General features: G+C 60.4%; 11 protein-coding genes. 5 read left to right on the top strand and 6 right to left on the bottom strand.

What is annotated here, in order from left to right; translation table 11 throughout:
- Positions 1 to 77: 77 nt before the first annotated feature.
- The 5 genes from WG907_RS15845 (at position 78) to WG907_RS15865 (ending at position 5,829) form a co-directional block, all read left to right on the top strand.
- Positions 78 to 881 (top strand): SDR family NAD(P)-dependent oxidoreductase, encoded by an 804-nt coding sequence (locus WG907_RS15845; RefSeq protein WP_340234293.1) that lies wholly within the window; start codon positions 78 to 80, stop codon positions 879 to 881.
- Between the two features lie 252 nt (positions 882 to 1,133).
- On the top strand, positions 1,134 to 2,600 hold the full coding sequence (locus tag WG907_RS15850; RefSeq protein WP_340234295.1) for an MATE family efflux transporter: 1,467 nt from the start codon (positions 1,134 to 1,136) through the stop codon (positions 2,598 to 2,600).
- A gap of 44 nt (positions 2,601 to 2,644) precedes the next feature.
- Positions 2,645 to 3,559 carry an MBL fold metallo-hydrolase gene (locus WG907_RS15855; protein WP_340234296.1) on the top strand — a complete coding sequence of 305 codons (915 nt, stop codon included), beginning with the start codon at positions 2,645 to 2,647 and terminating at the stop codon, positions 3,557 to 3,559.
- Between the two features lie 214 nt (positions 3,560 to 3,773).
- On the top strand, positions 3,774 to 5,240 hold the full coding sequence (locus tag WG907_RS15860; protein ID WP_340234298.1) for an amidase family protein: 1,467 nt from the start codon (positions 3,774 to 3,776) through the stop codon (positions 5,238 to 5,240).
- Positions 5,241 to 5,253: 13 nt separating this feature from the next.
- Complete coding sequence (locus tag WG907_RS15865) at positions 5,254 to 5,829, top strand: TetR/AcrR family transcriptional regulator (protein ID WP_340234300.1); 576 nt, start codon at positions 5,254 to 5,256, stop codon at positions 5,827 to 5,829.
- A gap of 83 nt (positions 5,830 to 5,912) precedes the next feature.
- Here WG907_RS15865 and WG907_RS15870 read toward each other — a convergent pair whose 3' ends face one another.
- The 6 genes from WG907_RS15870 to WG907_RS15895 all read right to left on the bottom strand — a co-directional run bounded on the left by WG907_RS15870 (position 5,913) and on the right by WG907_RS15895 (position 14,128).
- Positions 5,913 to 8,870 carry a TrlF family AAA-like ATPase gene (locus WG907_RS15870; protein WP_340234301.1) on the bottom strand — a complete coding sequence of 986 codons (2,958 nt, stop codon included), beginning with the start codon at positions 8,868 to 8,870 and terminating at the stop codon, positions 5,913 to 5,915.
- A gap of 60 nt (positions 8,871 to 8,930) precedes the next feature.
- Positions 8,931 to 10,976, bottom strand: coding sequence for an AAA family ATPase (locus tag WG907_RS15875; protein WP_340234302.1), 2,046 nt, complete (start codon positions 10,974 to 10,976; stop codon positions 8,931 to 8,933).
- Positions 10,973 to 11,452, bottom strand: coding sequence for a hypothetical protein (locus WG907_RS15880; protein WP_340234303.1), 480 nt, complete (start codon positions 11,450 to 11,452; stop codon positions 10,973 to 10,975). The genes WG907_RS15875 and WG907_RS15880 overlap by 4 nt, the downstream gene beginning before the upstream one ends.
- Before the next feature lie 2 nt (positions 11,453 to 11,454).
- On the bottom strand, positions 11,455 to 12,366 hold the full coding sequence (locus tag WG907_RS15885) for a hypothetical protein (protein WP_340234305.1): 912 nt from the start codon (positions 12,364 to 12,366) through the stop codon (positions 11,455 to 11,457).
- Positions 12,367 to 13,349: 983 nt separating this feature from the next.
- A complete protein-coding gene (locus WG907_RS15890) occupies positions 13,350 to 13,841 on the bottom strand; it encodes a GNAT family N-acetyltransferase (RefSeq protein WP_340234308.1) in 492 nt (163 codons plus the stop codon).
- Positions 13,838 to 14,128 carry a type II toxin-antitoxin system TacA family antitoxin gene (locus tag WG907_RS15895; RefSeq protein WP_340234310.1) on the bottom strand — a complete coding sequence of 97 codons (291 nt, stop codon included), beginning with the start codon at positions 14,126 to 14,128 and terminating at the stop codon, positions 13,838 to 13,840. The genes WG907_RS15890 and WG907_RS15895 overlap by 4 nt, the downstream gene beginning before the upstream one ends.
- Positions 14,129 to 14,392: the final 264 nt, after the last annotated feature.

The following is a 14,392-nucleotide window of genomic DNA, read 5'->3' on the forward strand; positions in this document are numbered from 1 at the left end:
ATATTATGCTCATAATGCAATGACGGACTCCGTTCGGAACCCGTCATGCTGCGTCACACTTATTTTGCGAGGAATCCATGACCGAAACGACAGTGCGGAAAGCAATTGTTACCGGCGCTTCAGCGGGGATCGGAGCGGTTTACGCTCGAAAATTGGCGGAACGCGGATACGACCTGATAGCCGTGGCTCGCAATGCTGAGCGGCTTGAGGCCAATGCGAGTCGGATCAGAGAAGAAACCGGCCGAGCGGTGGAAGTCGTTGTTGCCGATCTTTCCAAATCATCGGAGGTCTTGAAGCTCGCCGCACGCATCGCCGAAGACGCGACCATCGCGTTTCTCCTGAACAATGCCGGAATCTCGTTGCAGGGCGGTGTGCTGCAAAACTCCCTGGCGGACGCTGAGGACTTGATCGCCGTCAACATCACCGCCCCGACGCTGCTCTCGATCGCTGCCGCCAAGGCTTTTGGGGAGCGTGGAGGCGGCACTGTCGTCAACATCAGTTCCGTCACGGCTTTCGTCCCTGAAATGTTCGACCGCGCCTATAGCGGCTCGAAGAACTACCTCATCAACCTCACTGTCTCCCTGGCCGGATCGACCAAGGATGCCGGCGTGCGCTTCCAGGCAGTTCTGCCCGGCCCCACCGACACGGATTTGTGGGCGCGCGGCCAGGTGCCGGAAAGCATCGTCCCACGCTCGATGATCATGAGCCCCGAAGATCTCGTCGAGGCGGCGCTTGTCGGCCTCGATCGGGGCGAGGTTCTCACCCTGCCGACAGTGGCTGATGAAAGCGTCTGGGCCGCTTACGAAACGTCACGCCTGGCTCTGAGGTCTTCGTTGGCGGCTGGCCAGCCGGCACAGCGCTATCGTCAGCCCGCCAAATAAGCGGGGTCCGCGCCCTTCGTCTCGGCCGTCCGGCCGAGACGAAGGGCGGAGGGACCGCGAACGGGCGCTTTTGATTCTGCTCCTGCCTGCGCTCCATCCGGCCTGGTCCAGATCAAGTCCACAGGCAGCGATCCACAGGAAGCGGCACACCTCGCCGGAGAAATACCAGAACTCTCAGGGCGGCCGGGACCGCGCGATGAGTCACGAATACTTACGCTCAAGCGACCCCCGGCGCCTTGAAGGAGAATTGGAATGAAGAACGAGGCCGCATCGGTATCGGACACTGCCGCAAATCCTGCTGCTGAACTTTTGCGCAAGGCGGCCGAGGATAGCGGTCACGCGGCCAAGCTTCGGGCGCGCGAGGCGATGCTGCATGGCCCGATCTTTAAGACGATGATGAAGCTGGCTCTGCCAACAATCGGAGTCCTTCTCGCGCAGACGCTCGTGAACGTCGCCGAGACATTCTACGTCTCGCGTCTCGGCACTGAGGCCCTGATCGGCGTCGCGCTCGTGTTTCCCCTCTGGATGCTCATGACGATGATGGCCGCCGGCGGGATCGGCGGCGGCGTCGCCTCGGCCGTGGCGCGCGCAGCCGGCGCCGGCCGGCATGACGACGCGAACGCGCTCGTCCTTCATACGCTCGTGATCGCTGTCGCCTTCGGCCTTCTGTTTTCGGTCCTCGCCATCGGCTTTGGCTCCCTTCTCTACCAGGCCTTGGGCGGTAGGGGCGAGGCGCTGCACTCGGCGCTGATCTATTCGAATTACATTTTCCTGTCGGCGGTGCCGATCTGGGTCGTCAACCTTCTGTCTGCGGCGCTACGCGGCATCGGCAACGTCCGGGTGCCGGCCTTGGTTACGTTCGTCGGCGCAGCCGTGCTGGTGCCGCTTTCGCCGCTGCTCATCTTCGGCCTTGGGCCGTTTCATGGTTTCGGGGTCGCCGGCGCCGGCATCGCGGTCACGCTCTACTATTGCGCCGCCGCCGTCGTGATGCTGCGCTACCTGGCGAGCGGGCAGTCAGGGCTGCGTCTGTCGTTCGAGCGGCTGCGCTGGTCTCTGTTTCGCGACATTCTCAAAGTCGGCCTCCTAGCCGCGCTCAATACCGTCCAGTTGAACCTGATGGTGTTGCTCGTCACCGCCGCTGTCGGCCGGTTCGGTGAAGGCGCGATCGGCGGCTACGGCACGGCCTCGCGGCTCGACTACGTGCTCATTCCGATCCTATTCGGCCTCGGCACGGCGATCCTCACCATGGTCGGCACCAATGTCGGCGCCGGCCACATCGGGCGGGCGAAGAGAATCGCCTGGTACGGGACCGCGATCAGCGTGGCCTTCACGGAGATCGTCGGCCTCATCGTCGCGCTCTTTCCTTGGCTGTGGATCGGGCTGTTTTCCCATGATGCCGCTGTGCTCGAAACGGGCTCGCTGTATTTCCGGATCGTCGCCCCCGTCTATGCCGCCAACGGGATAATCTTCGCGCTCGGCTTCGCGGCCCAGGGCGGCGGTCGCATGGGCTGGGTCTTCATCGCCGGCGCGGTCCGTCTCGTGATCGCGGCCGGCGGTGGGTGGCTCGCTGTCGCTGCCTTCGGCGTCCCCGAGGCGGGGCTATTCGCCATCGTTGCCCTCGCCCTGATTGTCGCCGCGGGCATTTGCGTCGCTGCGGCCCTGGCCGGCGCCATGTGGCCGCCCGCCAACGACAAGGCCGGAGTGACGGCAAAACGGTGACCGCCGATCCACGTCCATTCAACCTAAGCATTCAGGGACAAGATATGACACAGACCATGCCCGCCACCTGGCGCATCGGCGAGGCGACCGTGACGCGGATCGAGGAGTTGTTGGGGCCAGCCTTCCGTCCTCAGGAACTGCTCGCGGACTTCGATCCGGCGGTCCTTGAGGAACATCTGGAGTGGATGGCGCCGAACTACTACGCGCCGGCGACCGATCAATTCATCATGTCGGTGCATTCCTGGCTGATCCGCACACCGCACCACAATATCCTCGTCGACACGTGCGGCGGCAATGCCAAGCAACGACCAGGTTCACCGCATTTCCATCAACTCGAAACGCCCTATCTCGATCGACTCCGCGCCGCTGGCGTCGAGCCTGAAGACATCGACTATGTGATGTGCACCCATCTCCACGTCGATCACGTGGGTTGGAATACGAGGCTGCTCAACGGCCGCTGGGTCCCGACGTTTCCGAACGCGAAATACGTCTTCTCGCGCGAGGAGCTGGACTTCTGGAATCCCGCCAACAATCCGCACCTGCCGGAGGAGCCGCGGGATGTCTTCGCCGACTCCGTGCTACCGGTGATCGCTGCAAAGCAAGATCAGGTCGTGAGCATGACCGACCAACTCGGCGACAACCTGCTGATCGAGCCGGCGCCGGGCCACTCCCCCGGCCAGGTTTTGCTCAGGCTGCTGGGCGGCTCGGATGAAGGCCTCTTCATCGGCGATGTGATGCACAACCCGATCCAGATCTATCAGCCCGGTTGGAGCAGCCGGTTTTGCATGGACCCCGAACAGGCCGTGCAATCGCGCCTGCGTGTGCTCGGCCATTGCGATGAACATAACAGCCTGATGTTCCCGGCCCACTTCGGCGTCCCGCACGCCGGGCGTGTCCGCAGCCATGGCAGCGGGTTTGCGTTCGCGCCCGAAGAGGCGCGGCAGGCCGTGCATCTCTGAAGGCGAGGCCTGCCCAAGGTCTTCTTGGATTTGAGCCGAGACCGACCCCTCTCTGCACAATTGACTGCGGGGCGTCTTCTTACCACGGCGCGACTTCCACTTAGGAAGGCCGCGTCAAACCCATTGCATTATGATCGTAATTGTATATTACGAACGTAATGGAGCTAACGGCATTTGCTACCCGAAATGCCAGGTCCCAGCTTGCGAGGAAATCATGACCGACACGGCCACCGCGACACTTTCCAGCCGTACCCCACCGTCCGAGGATGCGGACTTCGCCGCTCTCGGGCTCGCCGCCGCCGCCCGAGCGATCCGGAATGGCGACATCACCTCCCAGGCTTACACGACCGCCCTCTTGGCGCGGGCGCGGGCGGAGGCCGATCTCAACGCATTCATCAGCATCGATGAGGCCGAAGTTCTTGCGGCCGCGCGCGACGCAGACAAGGCAAGGGCGGCTGGATCGTCGTCTCCGCTCCTGGGCGTACCGCTTGGGATCAAGGACAGCTATCTAACCAAGGGTCTCCCGACGAGCCTTGGTCTCGAACCTCTTGCCCGCTTCATCCCGCGGGAAGATGCCGACGCTGTCCGCGCCATCAAAGAGGCCGGCGCTCTGGTGCTGGGCAAAAACAATCTGGTGGAGATGTCCTTCGGGCTTACCGGCCATAACGCCGGCTACGGCCAGGTGAAGAATCCCGTCTCTCGGGATCGCGTCTCGGGCGGTTCGTCCAGTGGCTCTGCCGCATCCGTGGCGGCAGGCATCGTGCCCGCGTCCTTGGGTGGCGATACGATCGGATCTATCCGGGTGCCCGCATCGCTATGCGGTGTGGTTGGCTTCAAGCCAACGACGGGACGATGGCCGCGTGGCGGCGTCGCGCCGATCTCGCATACGCTCGATACGACGGGCGTGATCGCCCGCAGCGTCGAGGATTGCGCTCTTGTCGACCAGATCGTCACCGGCGAGCCCGGTTCGGAACACTCTGCAACCGCCGACGGCCTCAAGGGTGTTCGGCTGGTTTACGCGCCACGGCAGTTTCTCGATCTCATTGAACCGGATGTTGAGGCGCGCTTCCGTGACGTGGTGATGCAGCTACGGAGTGCCGGCGCCGACGTCGCCGAAGTCGACCTCGGCGATGACTTCGGCGCCCTGTCGCAAACCGCGACATGGAGCATCTTTTTCCACGAGACTATGGGCGCAGTCTCCGAGTTTCTTCGGCATCACGATGTTCCGCTTAGCTTTGAAGAGGTCGTCGCTAACCTGAAGCCCGAACTGCAAGGGGCATGGCGCTACATGGTCATGCCGGACGGCGGCGGCGCGACGTCAGCCGAAACCTATCAAACGGCACTCACCGTCAGCCGACCTGAAATCCAACGTCGCCTCGATGCGGGCTTTGCCGAACATGGAGCCCAGGCGATTTTGCAACCCACGACGCCTTGCACGGCGCCGCTGATTGATCAGCAGGCGAAGTTCCTGATCGGGGAACGCGAGGCGAGCGACCTAGTGCTCGCCAACCATACGCTGGTGGCCAGCTTGTTGGGCCTGCCCGGCATCAGCCTTCCCATGGGGCTATCGGGTAATGGCCTGCCCATTGGCCTTGAGCTTGATGGACCTCTCCGGGATGACCGGGCGCTCCTGGAACTCGCGCGCCGGATCGAAGGCCTCCTGGTCGGCCAAGTCAATTGAAGGGAGAGAGCAGATGCGTTTCGAGAAAGGACATAAGGCGGCAACGCGGCAACACATTCTTGAGGTGGCCTCGAAACGGTTCCGCCAGGACGGAATCTCCGCGGCGGGGATCGCCGGCATCATGGGCGAAGCTGGGCTGACCAACGGCGCCTTCTATCCCCACTTCAAATCCAAGGAGGAGCTTGTTCGCGAAGTGCTGTCGAACGCTGTCGGGGAGCAGCAACATCGCGTCGAAGAGAGCCTGCGGGCGGGCCACGACCTTGAGGGCGTAATCCGGACCTACCTCAGTCGTGAGCACCTCAATAGTCCGGCTCATGGCTGCCCGTCGGCGGCGTTGTTGCCGGAAATTTCCCGCCAGCCTGTGTCGACCCGGCAGGCCTATGTGGACGGGATCAATAGCTACCTCTCGATCTTGACGCCGCTCATTCCAATCGCCGACGCCGCAATCGCGCATCAACGTGCGACGGCGATCTTTTCCCTCATGGTTGGAACGCTTCAATACGCGCGAGCCGTGACGGATGCTGCCGCTGCAGAGCAGATTTTGGAGGGTGGCGTCGAGGCGGCGCTGTCGCTTGCACGAGCATTGTAAGGCTTCGCGGAACTGCTCCACGCCGCAGCTAATCTGATTATGTCGGCACGGACGGTCAATGGTGAGGCAGATAAGGCTGCAACCTAAATCGAAACTCGCAATCGACGTGCGCGGGATTTGAACGCGTTTTCGCCGCCTTCGAGGATTGCGCAAACGCGCTCACGGATCGATGCTTCATCGAGACCACCCGATGTGTAGTTGATGGACGGCATCTGACCGGGGACGTGGGTGCCGGCCTCCGCAATAATGATCTGATCGGCATCAGTGTTGATGACGAGATTGGCGTTGTGAGTGACCATAATAACCTGTCGTCGCCGCTTCGCCTCGGCGAACAGGGGCACCAGCTCATCGAAGATCGATTTTGGATCGAGGTTTTCTTCCGGCTGGTCGATAATCAGTGGCCGGTCATCGGACTGGTCGAGGGCAAGATACAATAGCAACAGAACGATCCCGCGCGTGCCAGGGGACAGGTTGCGAATGTCCGTCCCGTCGTAATCGACCGAGTATCTGACCGAGATATGGTCGGTGCTATAGAGCCATTTTGCGAAGGATTTCAGCCAAGCTCGGTGGGCTATAGGATCGGTATTGGCGACGCGTGAACTCGCCATAAGAACCTGATCGTGGTTGGTACGAAAATCCCGCATCGCGTCAGAAACGTCCTGAGCGGAACCTTCTTCCCATGCTTTGCGAAGATGTTCGTCGGCAAGCTCCAACAGCTTGCCCCTCCCTTTGAATGGGCCAGATTCGCGCAGGTCCACGAACGCTTCACCGGCCAACGCCCACTGTTTCAAGTCGGCAGTGCGCTGTACGGAGAACGCGAGCTTGCTCAGTGTTCCGGGCGATGCATCGAGCCTGCCTTTGATGGGCGAATAGAGGTCGTTAAGAACTCGTTCCTCAGCGATGATCGACTCGAACACGCTTTTGTAAGCCGCCGTCCGGTCGGCGACTAACCCCTCGCGCCTCTCGGCCGCGCCACCGGCATCCGTCAGACGGTCTTTCAGCGCGGTGAGAATGTCCGTCTCAGCGATCATCCGAGCGGAGAGCTGCCCGAACTTTTCCTGCGTGGCCTTATCGACATTTATTATTTGACCAAGCCGGACCACTTCAGCGTCGAGCGTGGCGAGGGTTTGCTGCTCAAGATCGATGTCGGCGGCAAGTGGAACAGGCGGTACACCGGGAGCCAGCGGCACACCTTTCCACGAGGCCGAACCAGCGCGGGCTTTTTTCAACCGGTCGTCGATGACGTCGATGACCGTGCCGACAAAATCGGTGCTGAATGGATCCCAATCGTTGTCTTTCAACCCGCTCGTGCCGAACTTCGCCTTCAGCCGCCGCAACGCCTCGGGTGATTGATTGGCACGAAAGTCGCTCACCTCGTCCTGGAGGGTAAGTAGTTGCTGCTCCTGAAGGCTGAAGTAACGGACATAGCCGCGCACCTTCTCGGCTGCCGCCGTGACGGCCGTGAGTCGTGCGGCGGTAGTGGCATCGCCTTTCTTGATGAGCGCCGCCCGTTCGTTGGTCAGCCGAGCTAGGCTCTGCTCCTTTTCTGCAATCTGCTTTTGAATGCTGGCGATGCTTTTGGTTTTCTCAATCTCCTCGCCGATGCGCTCGGACAGATTAATGAGCGCAACCTCGTCGCGCGATCGGGCCTCACGATGGCGCGCGGCGCGAAGGTCGAGAAGTTCGTTGAAATCGGTGGCACCGTCCCGTGTGCTGACCGAGTGAGACTCGAACACAACGCGTTCGACCTCACGCAACAGTTCGTCGGAAACGCCATCGGAGGAGCAGAGCCGGTCAACAAATTGCTGAGATAAATACTGCACGCGTTTGATCTGAAAATTCTCGTCGTCGGTGGCGTCGGCGATCGTCCGCTTGTCAGATTCGCCGGACGCCCAATTTACGTCGACTATTACGTCGGTCAGGAAGTCTCTGGCGCGGTAGAGAAACGATTGCTTGTGACGGTCGAGCGGAAGCGGCACGGCGTCGCAACCGGCGACCACCAGCTCGGCCAACGCGGTCTTGCCGGAGCCTCGGGCACCGATAATGGTAACTAGTCCGGGATTGAGCAGCAGCTTCTTCGTCGCCGCCCAGCTCGCGCCTTCGATCGCGAACGTTGAAATCACTTGCGACGGCAGTGCGCCGCTCGGCGGCGTCTCCCCAACATAGGCACGCTCTGGCGAAATGCAGGCTTGCCGGAGCGCATCGAAGGTGGGCGCACCCTTGAGCCAGCAGTAGCGCTTCCCATCCGGCTCGCCGACCCGCTCAATCGAATGAGCGTCGCTGCCGTGCAGGCAGGGTTTCTCGCTACCGTACTTGCGAATGAACTCGTCCGGCGCGAGCGTCTTCCCCAACCAGAAATCCCGGTCTTTCGGGTTTCCCGTAAATATGGCCTTGGCGAACTTCTCGACCTCACGGCGCAGGGTCGCGTCTGCGCCATCCTTCATCCCTGATGTGCCATCAGCTCCTGCCGCGACGGCAACGAGGATGTTGTCACGCGCCCATCCAAACTCGGTAAAAATCCCTTTGAGCTGCTCGAAGCTGACCTTGAACTGCGTTGAGCCGTGTCGTCGGGCAGCCCCCTCGTCTTGGATAGTCGGGTCGGCCTTGAAGCCGAGGCGGGCAAGATCAGCCGGCGTGCAACTGAAACGGTCATCCAACGCACTAAATGTGATGTTTGACAGGATGCGATGGAGTTCGTTCAGGTGGTTGGGGTCTTCCGGCGACACGAGCAGGTGAACATTTACCCACGAGCCTGCGGCGGTGCCGAGGCCCAGCCGCATTTCGATGTTGGGAAACAGCGTGGCGCAGTTAGGCAGCCGCCCCTCTTCGTCTTTTGACTTTCTCAGACGCGCGTAAGTGTCGGTGTTGTAATAGTCGGTGAGGCCGATCACTTCGAGCGCTGGGGTGACGGCCTCCAGCGCTTTCAAGTAATCTTCCCAAGGATCGGGCCCAGAAAACAGATCGTTCAGTTGCGTACCGGGCGCGTGAAAGTGGGGGTCCCACCGCCGCCAGACCGCGCCGACTGTCGTGCTCTCAATCAACCGCTCGCTCCCCAACTTTCTTTCGCTTTAGCCGTCTCAAGTCAAAGAAGCCGAACGGAACTAACGCCCGATCGGCTGCAGGATGAAGCCGGGGAAACTTACAATGTTGGCACTGTCGCCTAATGTCGCGCTGACAGCTTCATAGGTCTCCGATGTGGAGACAAGGACCTGTTGTCCATTCTGCGCCGACTGCGACGCGGAACGCAGAAACTCGAAAAGGCTGGACGACTCCACTTCCTGCTGGCCGGGTTCATCGAAGATCGCCAGCCCAGGATGATTCACGCTGAAATCGCGCATCAACTCCATGCAGGACAGGTAATAGGCCCATTTGAGCCTGATCGCGTCGCTCGCCGACATCTCGAAATTGATCTCTTTCTCCACCGTCTCACCCTTGTCGTTGCGGAGCACGAGAGGGCGGAAATTATCGTATGACAGAGAAATCTCGCCGGGCTGAAAAGACCGGAAGCCGTAGCGCTCGAGATGACGGCGGATGGCGGTTTGCAGATGCTCGATCTTGCGTTTGTCGGCCACGGTGAGTTCGTCAGCCGGAAGCTGTCGCAAATTGCTGGTCGCCAGCGCCCACTCGGACGCGATCTCCCTGAGTTCGTCCAACAGCGAGTTCGCAAGCTCGTCGATGCTCTCCAAACGGTCGATGAAGGCCTGGAGCCGGACAATCTCCTCGATCGCTGCGCGAGATGGCGAGGCGCTGGGCCGTGTCAATTCCTGACGAAGCACCCGCAATTGCTGCTGCTTGTCCTGGAGATCCCGTTCGGACCCCCGATAGCGCGCGGCGATCTCCTGCAATCGCTCGCGCGAGTTGAGCAGAGCGGAGCGATAAAGTTCGAGCTGGGATTTGACGAACGCGATATTCTCATCGAGTGCCATTCCCACGCTGTCGACGGTCGGCAACAATTCGTTCGAGACACCCTGATGGCACGTCGGGCAAACATGCTCCGACGCCGCGCGTCCAAGTTCAGAGCCAAGGCGCTGCAGCTTTTGTGCATCCTGATTGCGCTTCAAATCCGTCTCAAGCGCGGCCACCCGCTCTTCGAGCGCCGCATTGTCCTGCGTTTCGGCGCCATATTCGCCCCGGACCGCCTCTAGGATCGCCGATAGCGCGTCGAGCTGTGACCGAAGGTCCGTCACGCGCGCCTGGATGTCCGGCGCGGCCTGCTCGACGGTTTCGACCTGACTGGCCTCAAGCTCGGCCACCCTGCCGGTGGCGATCTGCAGCACATCGGCAAGCCGGGTCCATTCGCCCTGATAATAGAGCTGCAGGTCAAGCGTCGGCGCCGCCGCAAACTCTGCGCTCGGTTGGACGGCAAGACCCCTGATTCTGCCCACGCGGGCTGCTGCTTCTTCCATGCCCTTGCGACGGTCCGACCAGCGCCCCAGCAACTCTGAGATCGCCGCCCGCAATTCCGCACGCCGCCGGCGGTTTTTCGCAGTCTCCAAATCGAGCAGAAATTCCATGACCCGCCTTGCAACATCCTGGATGCGCAAGAAGGTCGGGAACGGACCCTGGATTGAGGACCATCCTCGCTTCTGCTCGACGAAGAGCATCGGGAAGATCGCCTCGAGATACAGCGGGCATTCCGTTCCGTCATAGCGGGCGACGATGGGCAGATCCCAGTCGAGGAACTGCGCGAGAAAGGCGTGAAAGCCGCTCTCGTTCGTCGCCGAGCCACCATCCAGAACAAAATAATCGCGTTGTTCGCCGCGCGGAATTTCGGAGCTCAGCGACGGACCGTTCCAGGTTTGGATCAGCTTCGTGCTCTTGTCGCCGACCACGTCGCGATGGAGCACGACGATCTCGCCCTGCGCGTTGGCGATCTCAAGTTCGACATAGGATTGCAGGACGAGATCGTAAGGATCTTCCTTGAACTGGTGGATTTGCTCACGCATCGCATAGGGAAGCGGAACCGTAAGCTGCGGGCCAAGCGACCGCTCCAGACCGAGCGCATAGATGATAGCCTGCAGGCAGGTCGACTTGCCGGATGTATTCGGCGCCTGGACGACATTGAGGCCGGCTTCGAACGGTATGTCGGCGCCAAAGGCACGCGTCGCCGTGAAGGAGCGCAGGCGCAGATGCCGTAGCTGGATCATGCCCGCACCTTCTCGCCCAGGAGCGCGCCGACCCCGGTCTCGGTTATCAGCTTGCCCAGCTCGGCGACGGCGGCCCGCTCCTCGACCAGTGCATCCTCGACGCCCATCACGGCTGCCGCTGCATCGACGCCTGTCTTGGTGAGCTGAAGCGCGGCCCGGCCGGTCGCCTTCGTCCAGATGGCCAGTTTCTCGCCAACTACAAAATCAACGGCGCGGGCGAATGCCGGCTCAACCCTCAGATTCCACGGCACTGCGGCATGTGTGCCGGACAGGATCGTCTTCAACCTGTCCTGCTGACCCGAACGAATGGCGTCGTTGATGATGTGGAGTTTGGCCAAGGAAGCGCGATTGGCGCGCGAGCTTCCCAGCATTGCCATGATGAGTGCGACGCGCCATGCAATGCGAAGATCGCCGGGAACCGGGACCGGACGACGCTGAAATGAGAAACGCCGGTTGGCAAGATCGATCTCCGTCACGATCAGCCCGCTTCCGGAAAATCGAGCGGGCAGCGGATCAGCCAGTCGCTGACGGTCCCCAAAGCGATCTGCGTGATGACGCCGGCTTGAAGCGTGGGTAGCGCCTTCGCCAGCGATTCCTCGATCTTCTGGGTGCTGCTCTGCAATTGTTCGGCGGGGAGGGTCGAACTGGCGCCAACGGCAATCAGCCGGGTCTCTTCCGCCTCGATCGATTGATAGGCGCGCTCCCAAAGCACCGCATGGTTCTGGCGCAGCTGATCGAGCGCATTCTCGCGGTAAAGATGCGCCTTCACATAGGCATCTCGCCGCGTGGCGATCTGCCGCGCCGTGGCGGCCGAACCATAAGCTCGTCCGAGCTTCTCATCGATTCGCGTTCCGATCGACGTCTCACCGGCGGCCGAGACATCCACAGGCGTCGGCATGTCGACGCTCAAGGGCGGGCCGAGCGATAAGGCTTTGAGCTGTTCGATCTCGCCGGCAAAATCCTCCTGTGAATGGCACAGAGCTTCGAAGTCGTCGGCTAGGAAGCTGAGGCTCTGGCCCTTAACGGCAATTCCGCGATTGCGGACGTCGGCAACCACATCCTTGTTGTCCAGGAACGGGCACAGCAAAATCCATCGATTGACCGAAATGCCCGACAGGATCGCCTCGATCTTGTCCTTGTTCTTGGAAAGCTTGGGAAGGTCCCGGCCCGCCTTCGCCTTCATCGCGCTGGCGGCCTTCTTGACGTCCGAAACCTCTTCCGGCGCATAGCATTGGTATAGGCAGCCATTGGTGGTGAAGAATTCCAGACCGGCGTCGCCGCCGACGGAGTCGGGGACGATCTGGACATTCTCTGGGCCGTGGCGGCGCTGGACGAGTTGCAGCGCGAACGCCTGCCACTCATCTCCTTTCCACGCGCGCCGAAAGCCCATACTGCGTCCCCCTGCATATTAGCCTAGTGAGGGAACTCGACGCTGCAAGAGGATTTACCAAAACGATTTTGGCAAGAGGTTGCGAACGGCAGTTATCAATAACAGCGCTGTCTGCTTTCGCACTCGCGCGACCAAGACCTGCCAGTCCGTAACCGGCTCAGAATCAGCCTTTGGCCGGACTGCGTGAATTGCCGTGCCCTGCCGAGCGCCGCACTACACCGCGATAGCCCCCTATGTGCGCTTCGCCTTAGTCTTTGCGAGACGACTCTATCGTAGTGCTATAGCGTAGACGTAGTGCTCATCTTCATCGGGCGTGGCCCGCCAAATTTTTTCTCGGTTAGAATCTGCGCCTAACACTCTGAACGGCAAGGATATATCGGGTGCGAACATCCTCATTCCAATCATATTCCAGATGGGTATTGAGGGTTAGTTTGAGGACTATGTTCTTGTCCTCATAAATGCCATTTCTCCATAGTTTCCAAGGGTTTGAGAGGACCTCAACAGCGGTTCGAAAACTTTCGTCACAGTCGGGCAAAGCCGTCCCTCAGTTCGCGGTTTTTTCGGCCAGAACCAGCTTCGCCCGTTCGAGTTTTTCGATCTCTTCCTCATAGCGCTTGATGAGAGTCGGGCTTTGGGCCTCGATCACCCGATCCAGCAGCACGGCATAAGCAAAAGCTATCGAGAGTATGTGTTAGAGTGCCTGTCTCTTTCGCTTGGGCGGACGCCGTAGCCTACCGCCATTCCTCTTTACCAGCAATTCCACTCAGCAACGCTTTTTCAGTCTTTTAGGCAGTTCCCGTATCATCAGCTTCAACAATGCAAGAACTTACCCCCTATGGATATTCTGACACATGGCAAATCCGGCGTATCCTTGAGGAGCATCATGGCCGTGATACCCGTCCGCTTGATTTCCGAACGGAGCTTTTTGCCGCATAGCTTTCGTGATGGGAAAAGTCGTGCCGTGAACACTCCCCTTCATGCTGTCACAGCGCAGCTTTCAAATCGTCGATGGGGATCATCAACGTCATATCACTGGTCGGCGATTGCAGGAAGCCGAGCGCCAGGTCGAAGGCTTTGGCTTCCTCATTGATCGCATGAACGACAATCCCGCGTAAGCCGATCTCGTCGCCGGCGACAATCACGCGCTTGGCGGCGTCACACACCAGAGCGCGGCCTATCCCCTTACCTTGATAGGCTTTACCGATAGCAAGCCGCCCCAGCACGACGATAGGAATAGGCTCCGGCATATTCCGGCGCATTCTGCCACTGGCCATTTTTGTACTGATCGAGCCTGACGAGAGCGCATAATAGCCTTCTACATCGTCGCCTTCGCAGATGACGAATGTGCGGCTAGCCCCTGACGCCTGATTGGCACGGGCACGGCGGCGCAACCATTCATCAAGAGAAGGAACGCCGGAATCGAAACCGTCGAGAATATGGTGATCGGCAAGCGGTGCAGGCGCGGATAAACTCACTGCGGCTCCCAAGGTGCCTTAGTCTGCATGGTCCTACGCAATTTGTCATTCGACTGAGGCGGCGCATCCAGCATCGCAACAAAACGCGCATAAGTGTCGGCATCAACGGAAATCACCGTCTGGTCCAGAATGGCGTCTTCCGCTGCGCGGCGTGATGCCTCGATCATGAATTCCGTCCGCGAACGGCCCTTGATCTGGGCGGCACGGTCAATCAGGGCGCGGGTATCCTCACGCATCTTGAGATTAACGGGCTTAACAGGGTTATCGGTGGCTTGCGATGTCGGCATGTTGGTTTCCTTTCCACGATCATACCATATGAGATACACGATGTGTATCTAAAAAATGGAGCGTACTCCGTAGGGTGCCGCGTCGAAAGAACGTCAGGGGGATGATGGCTCCCTCGTCGCGACGTGCCTTAAGGCCGACATGCAGTTCGGAGATGGCCTTCGGCCTGAACCTTGTCGATAAGCTCGTGACACAGAAAATCCCCGCAGGCCGTTGGCTTGCGGGGTACTGGGTTCATATTGCTATGGTAAGGTTATTATACTGAC

The organism is Sphingobium fluminis (assembly GCF_037723805.1).
GTDB lineage: Bacteria > Pseudomonadota > Alphaproteobacteria > Sphingomonadales > Sphingomonadaceae > Sphingobium.